6 protein-coding genes and 1 pseudogene are annotated in these 6,559 nt (G+C 70.7%); 1 reads left to right on the forward strand and 6 read right to left on the reverse strand.

Translation table 11 applies throughout. The features are described 5' to 3' along the window. A partial coding sequence (lon, locus tag JWQ91_RS03485; RefSeq protein ID WP_297780886.1) for an endopeptidase La occupies positions 1–1,752 on the forward strand: 1,752 nt, incomplete at its 5' end. Between the two features lie 65 nt (positions 1,753–1,817). On the opposite strand, the gene JWQ91_RS03490 is transcribed toward lon, so the two are convergent. The 6 genes and pseudogenes from JWQ91_RS03490 to JWQ91_RS03515 all read right to left on the reverse strand — a co-directional run. Further along, positions 1,818–2,900 (reverse strand): adenosine deaminase, encoded by a 1,083-nt coding sequence (locus JWQ91_RS03490; protein ID WP_297780888.1) that lies wholly within the window; start codon positions 2,898–2,900, stop codon positions 1,818–1,820. Then, entirely contained in the window at positions 2,897–3,367 is a 471-nt protein-coding gene (locus JWQ91_RS03495) for a MaoC family dehydratase (protein ID WP_297780891.1), read from the reverse strand. Before JWQ91_RS03495 ends, JWQ91_RS03490 begins: the two co-directional genes overlap by 4 nt. A gap of 9 nt (positions 3,368–3,376) precedes the next feature. Then, a complete protein-coding gene (locus JWQ91_RS03500; RefSeq protein WP_297780894.1) occupies positions 3,377–4,663 on the reverse strand; it encodes a thymidine phosphorylase in 1,287 nt (428 codons plus the stop codon). Then, positions 4,660–5,871 carry a cytochrome P450 gene (locus tag JWQ91_RS03505; RefSeq protein WP_297780897.1) on the reverse strand — a complete coding sequence of 404 codons (1,212 nt, stop codon included), beginning with the start codon at positions 5,869–5,871 and terminating at the stop codon, positions 4,660–4,662. The genes JWQ91_RS03500 and JWQ91_RS03505 overlap by 4 nt, the downstream gene beginning before the upstream one ends. After that, positions 5,868–6,254: a cytidine deaminase gene (locus JWQ91_RS03510; RefSeq protein WP_297780900.1), complete on the reverse strand. Its 387-nt coding sequence runs from the start codon at positions 6,252–6,254 to the stop codon at positions 5,868–5,870. Before JWQ91_RS03510 ends, JWQ91_RS03505 begins: the two co-directional genes overlap by 4 nt. A gap of 32 nt (positions 6,255–6,286) precedes the next feature. Continuing rightward, a pseudogene (locus tag JWQ91_RS03515) lies at positions 6,287–6,559 on the reverse strand (ABC transporter permease); the annotation flags it as partial.

Genomic DNA, 6,559 nt, shown 5'->3' on the forward strand with positions numbered 1-6,559 from the left:
GTCAACGAGAAGATCTCGGAGTCGGTGCAGGAGAGCATCGACAAGAACCAGCGCGAGTTCGTCCTGCGCCAGCAGCTCGCCGCGATCCGCAAGGAGCTCGGCGACGACGAGCCCGAGGACACCAAGGACTACCGCGAGCGGGTCGAGGAGGCCGATCTGCCCGACGACGTCCGCAAGGCCGCGCTGCGCGAGGTCGGCAAGCTCGAGCGCGGCAGCGACCAGAACCCCGAGGCGGGCTACATCCGCACGTGGCTCGACACGGTGCTCGAGCTCCCGTGGGGCGTCAAGACCGACGACAACACCGACATCGGCGCGGCCCGCGCCGTGCTCGACGCCGACCACCACGGCCTCGACGACGTCAAGGACCGGATCGTGGAGTACCTCGCGGTGCGTGCCCGGCGCAGTGAGCGCGGCCTCGAGGTCGTCGGCGGACGCGGCTCGGGCGCCGTCATGGCGCTCGTGGGCCCGCCCGGGGTCGGCAAGACGTCGCTGGGCGAGAGCGTCGCCCGCGCGCTGGGCCGCACCTTCGTCCGGGTCGCCCTCGGTGGCGTCCGCGACGAGGCAGAGATCCGCGGCCACCGTCGCACGTACGTCGGTGCGCTCCCGGGCCGGCTGGTGCGCGCGATCGGCGAGGCCGGCTCGATGAACCCCGTCGTGCTGCTCGACGAGATCGACAAGGTCGGCGCCGACTACCGCGGCGATCCCGCGGCGGCCCTGCTCGAGGTGCTCGACCCGGCGCAGAACCACACGTTCCGCGACCACTACCTCGACCTGGACCTCGACCTGTCGGACGTGCTGTTCCTGGCGACCGCCAACGTCATCGAGTCGATCCCGCAGCCGCTGCTTGACCGGATGGAGCTCGTCCAGCTCGACGGGTACACCGAGGACGACAAGGTGCAGATCGCCCGGCGCTACCTGGCCCCCCGCCAGCTGGAGCGCGCTGCCCTGACCGACGCCGAGGTCGAGGTCACCGACGAGGCGCTCCGCTCGATCGCTGCGTCCTACACCCGCGAGGCCGGAGTCCGGCAGATGGAGCGGCTGCTCGCCAAGGTGTTCCGCAAGGTCACGACGAGGCTCACCGACCCGTCGGTCGAGACGCCCGTCGTGGTCGACGAGGCCACGCTGGTCGACTACGTCGGCCGGCCGCGGTTCGTCCCGGAGGTCGCCGAGCGGACGGCGGTGCCGGGTGTGTCCACCGGGCTCGCGGTCACCGGGCTGGGTGGCGACGTGCTGTTCATCGAGGCCAGCGCCTACGACGGCGAGCGCAACCTGGCCATCACGGGCCAGCTCGGCGACGTCATGAAGGAGTCGGCGCATATCGCGCTGACGTACGTCCGCTCGCACGCGGCGGCGCTGGGCATCGACCCGGCGACGCTGGAGCGGTCGATCCACCTGCACGTGCCGGCCGGTGCGGTGCCGAAGGACGGCCCGTCCGCGGGCGTCACGATGGTCACGGCGCTGACGTCACTGGCGCTGGGCCGCAATGTCCGGGCCGATGTCGGGATGACCGGCGAGGTGACCCTCAACGGCCGGGTGCTCCCGATCGGCGGGGTCAAGCAGAAGCTCATGGCGGCGCAGCGCGCCGGGCTGAGGACCGTGTTCATCCCGGCCCGCAACGAGGTCGACCTGGTCGATGTGCCGGACGAGGTCCTGGCCGAGCTCGACGTGCGGCCCGTAGCCGATGTCGCCGAGATCCTGACCTACGCGCTGGAGCCGGCGAGCGAGCCGAAGGCGAGCGACCAGGCCGCCTGACCCGCTGGGCCTGACGTTCTGACCGACACGCCGTCGGCGTGTCCGCAGAAACGTCAGGCCCGGCGTCAGAGCTTGGCGTAGGCGGGCTTGATGATGTCGTTGATCAGGACGAGCCGCTGGTCGAAGGGCAGGAAGGCGCTCTTCATGGCGTTGACCGTGAACCAGCGCAGGTCGTCGATCGAGTAGTCGAAGGCGTCGACCAGCAGCTGGAACTCGCGCGACATCGACGTCCGGCTCATCAGGCGGTTGTCGCAGTTGACGGTGACCCGGAAGCCGAGGTCCTTGAGCTTGCCGATCGGGTGCCCGGCGATTGACGTCATGCCGGGGACGGCATGGGTCTGCAGGTTGGACGACGGGCACATCTCCAGCGGGATGCGCCGGTCGCGGACATAGGAGGCGAGCCCGCCGAGGATCGGGTTGTCCGGATCGCTGAAGTCGATGTCGTCGACGATGCGGACGCCGTGGCCGAGCCGCTCGGCGCCGCACCGCTGGATCGCCTGCCAGATCGACGGCAGGCCGAAGGCCTCCCCGGCGTGGATCGTGAAGTGCGCGTTCTCGCGACGCAGGAACTCGAACGCCTCGAGGTGCAGGATCGGGGGGAAGCCGTCCTCGGCGCCGGCGATGTCGAAGCCGGCGACGCCCCGGTCGCGGTGCTCCACGACGAGCTCGGCGATCTCCAGGCCGCGGTCGGCGTGCCGCATGGCGGTCAGCAGCTGGCCGATCTCGATGCTCTGGCCCTCGAGGGCCGCGATCTGCTTGCCCTCCTGGATGCCTGCCTGCACCGCTTCCACGGTCTCGCTCAGGCTCAGGCCCGCCGACAGGTGCTGCTCGGGCGCCCAGCGCAGCTCGGCGTAGACGCAGCCGTCGTCGGCCAGGTCGAGCACCGCCTCGCGGGCGACCCGGGCGAGGTCCTCGGGCCGCTGCATCACCGCGACCGTGTGGACGAAGGTCTCCAGGTACCGCTCCAGCGATCCCGAGCTCGAGGACTCCTCGAACCATTCGCTCAGCGCCTCGGCACCCTCCGCGGGCAGGTCGTGGCCGATCTCGGTGGCGATCTCGACGATCGTGGCCGGCCTCACCCCACCATCGAGATGCTCGTGGAGGGCGACCTTCGGGGCCTGGGCGATCTGTTCGGTAGTGGCTCTCACAGGGTCATCGTGTCACGAGACATGAGCAGAGTAACGGTCTCGGCGACGCACGCCGGCTTGTCGCTGCCCTTGATCTCGACGGTGTGCCGGAGCGTGGCCCGCTGGCCCTTCTCGATCTCGACGACCTCGAGCAGGTCGACCCGGCAGCGGACCTTCGAGCCCACCCGCACGGGCGACACGAACCGCACCTTGTTGAGCCCGTAGTTGACCCGGGCGACGTCGCCGGCGAAGGCGAACACCTGGGCGCCGAGGAACGGCAGCATCGACAAGGTCAGGTAGCCGTGCGCGATCGTGGCGCCGAACGGCCCCTCGGCCGCCCGCTCGGGATCGACGTGGATCCATTGCCGGTCACCGGTCGCGTCGGCGAACATGTCGATCCGTTCCTGGGTGATCTGGACCCACTCGCTGACACCGAGCTCCTCACCGGCGGCTGCGGCGATCTCGACATGGTCGTTCAGGATGCGCATCGGTCGAACCTACCCAATCCGGTCGAGGACCACGCTGAGGGCAGGCGATCCCGACGCGCCGATGTCGTACCCACCCTCGAGGGCGGCAATCGCGCGGGCGAACCGTTCGGGCGTGTCGGTGTGCAGCGTCATGAGCGGCTGACCTGCGGTGACGGCGTCGCCGGGCTTGGCGTGCATCACGACGCCGGCGGCGGCCTGGACCTGCTCGCCGGGTCGCGAGCGCCCCGCGCCGAGGCGCCACGCCGCGACGCCGACGCTCATCGCGTCGAGCCGGGTCAGGGTGCCGGTCTCCGGCGCGGCGACGACGTGCGTCTCCTTCGCGGTGGGCAGCGCGGCGTCGGGGTCGCCGCCCTGCGCGGCGATCATGCGCCGCCACACGTCCATCGCTGCGCCCGAGGCCAGCGCGTCCGCGGGGTCGGTGTCCGTACGTCCGGCGGCCGCGAGCATCTCGCGCGCCAGCGCGAGCGTCAGCTCGACGACGTCCGCCGGCCCCCCACCGGCCAGGACCTCGACCGACTCGGCGACCTCGCACGCGTTGCCGGCGGTCAGGCCGAGCGGCGTCGACATGTCGGTCAGCAGCGCGACGGTCTTGACACCCGCGTCGGTGCCGAGCGCGACCATCGTCTCGGCCAGCTCGCGGGCCTGGTCCAGGTCCTTCATGAACGCACCGGAGCCGGCCTTGACGTCGAGCACCAGCGAGCCGGTGCCCTCGGCGATCTTCTTGCTCATGATCGAGCTCGCGATCAGCGGGATCGCCTCGACCGTGCCGGTGACGTCACGCAGGGCGTAGAGCTTCTTGTCGGCGGGAGCCAGACCCGCGCCGGCGGCGCAGATCACGGCGCCGATGCCCTCGAGCTGGGCCATCATCTCGTCGTTGCTCAGCGCCGCTCGCCAGCCGGGGATCGCCTCGAGCTTGTCCAGCGTGCCGCCGGTGTGGCCGAGACCGCGGCCCGACAGCTGCGGGACCGCGACGCCGCACGCCGCGACGAGCGGGGCCAGCGGCAGGGTGATCTTGTCGCCCACGCCACCGGTCGAGTGCTTGTCGGAGGTCGGCCACGAGAGGGTCGAGAAGTCCATCCGCTGACCGCTGGCGATCATCGCGCCCGTCCACCGCGAGATCTCGCGCCGGTTCATCCCGTTGAGCAGGATCGCCATCGCGAGCGCCGACATCTGCTCGTCGGCGACGACACCGCGGGTGTACGCGTCAACGACCCAGTCGATCTGCGGGTCGGTCAGCTCGTGCTTGTCCCGCTTGGCCGCGATGACCTCGACGGCGTCGAAGGATTCGGTGCTCATGATGCCTCCACGGTGATGCTCTCGAACCCGCGCAGGACCCAGGTGGGCCGCCGCGGCGCCTCGCCGACGAGCTGCAGCGTCGGGTGGCGGTCGAGCAGGGTCTTGATGCTGATCTGCAGCTCGAGCCGGGCCAGCGGGGCGCCGAGGCAGAAGTGCACGCCCATCCCGAACCCCACGTGCGGGTTGGGGTCGCGCCCGACGTCGAACGTGTCGGCGTCCTCGAACACCGAGGCGTCCCGGTTGGCCGAGCCCATCAGGCACGCGATCCGCTGGCCCGTGCGGATCAGCTGTCCGCAGACCTCGACATCGGCCGTGGCCGTGCGCTCGAACAGCTGCAGTGGCGCGTCGAAACGGATGAGCTCCTCGAGGGCGGTCTCGACCGAGACCTCCCCGCTGGTGATCCGGGCCATCTGGTCGGGATGCTCCAGCAGCGCGTGGAAGCCGTTGCCGAACACGTTGACCGAGGCCTCGTGGCCGGCGTTGAGCAGCAGCACGACCGAGGCGACGAGCTCGTCGTCGCTGAGCCTGGTGCCCTCGTCCCGGGCCTCGATGAGATCCGTGATGAGATCGTCCCCGGGCGCGCTGCGGCGCTGGTCGACGACGGCGCGGACGTAGTCCGAGAACGCGGTCGACGCCGCGATCGCGTCGGCCTTGACGAGGGCGCCGACGTTGGGCTCGTACATGTGGACGATGGCCTGCGACCAGCGACGCAGGTCCGCGTGGTCCTCGCGCGGGACGCCCAGCAGGTCGGCGATGACGTAGACCGGCATGGGCTCGGCGTAGCGACTGAGGATGTCGACCGTCGCAGGCACTCGCCCATCGGCGCCAGGCTCGAACAGCTCGTCCGCCATCTCCGTGGCCAGGTCTTGGATCCTGGACCTCATGCGTTCGACGTGGCCCCGGCCGAACGCCGCCGCGACGAGCCGCCGGAGGCGGGTGTGTGTCGGTGGCTCGTTCTCCATCATCTGGTTGCGGTGGAGCGCGTTGAACGGCTCCATCTGCGACTTCGGCTCCCAGTCGGTCCAGATCCGGCCGAAGGCGCGGTTGCGGAGGACCTGGCTGACCGACTCGTGCGTCGTGGCGAGCCACACGCCCATCGGCTCGTGCCACAGGACCGGCCCGGACGCCCGCAACGAGGCCAACACGGGATAGGGGTCCTGCAGGAACTCCGGCGAGCCGGCGTCGAGCTGGACCGCGTAGCCGGTCAACTGAGACCCAGGTTGTCGGCTCCGAACGCGTCGGGCAGCACCTCGGTCATGGTCTTGACGCCGCTGGGCGTCATGAGCTGCATGTCGGGTCCGCCGTTCTCCCACAGGAGCTGACGGCACCGTCCGCACGGCATCAGCGCAGCGCCCTGCGCGTCGACGCAGGCGACCGCGAGCAGGCGCCCGCCGCCCGTCGCGTGCAGCGCCGACACCATGCCGCACTCGGCACACAGGGCCACGCCGTAGGCGGCGTTCTCGACGTTGCAGCCCAGCACGACCCGGCCGTCGTCGACGAGGCCTGCGACGCCGACCTTGTAGCGGGAGTAGGGCGCGTACGCGCGACCCATGACCTCGGTCGCGTACTTCGTCAGCGACTCCCAGTCGATCGGGTCGTCGGGTCCGGAGATGCCGAGAGCCACTAGCCCGCACTCCCTCGTCGGTAGGGCTTGCCGTCGGCGGCCGGCATGCGGAGCCGTTGGGAGAACAGGGCCAGGACCAGCAGCGTCGTGAGGTACGGCGTCATGCCGGTCAGGTCCTCGGGGATCGACTCGGTCGAGAAGTACCAGGCCGCGACGACGACGCCGAGCAGGGCGCCGACGAGCGACGCCTTCTGACGGGTCTTGCGGTACTGCCAGACGCCGTACGCCACGATGCCGACCGCGACGAGCAGCAGCAGGCCGTGGATCGTCTC

The organism is Aeromicrobium sp., assembly GCF_025965075.1.
GTDB lineage: Bacteria > Actinomycetota > Actinomycetes > Propionibacteriales > Nocardioidaceae > Aeromicrobium.

Bases quoted from the DNA above. Each gene is read 5' to 3' on its own strand.
- JWQ91_RS03495 (WP_297780891.1), bottom strand. From the start codon at position 3,367: ATGCGCATCCTGAACGACCATGTCGAGATCGCCGCAGCCGCCGGTGAG.
- JWQ91_RS03500 (WP_297780894.1), bottom strand. From the start codon at position 4,663: ATGAGCACCGAATCCTTCGACGCCGTCGAGGTCATCGCGGCCAAGCGG.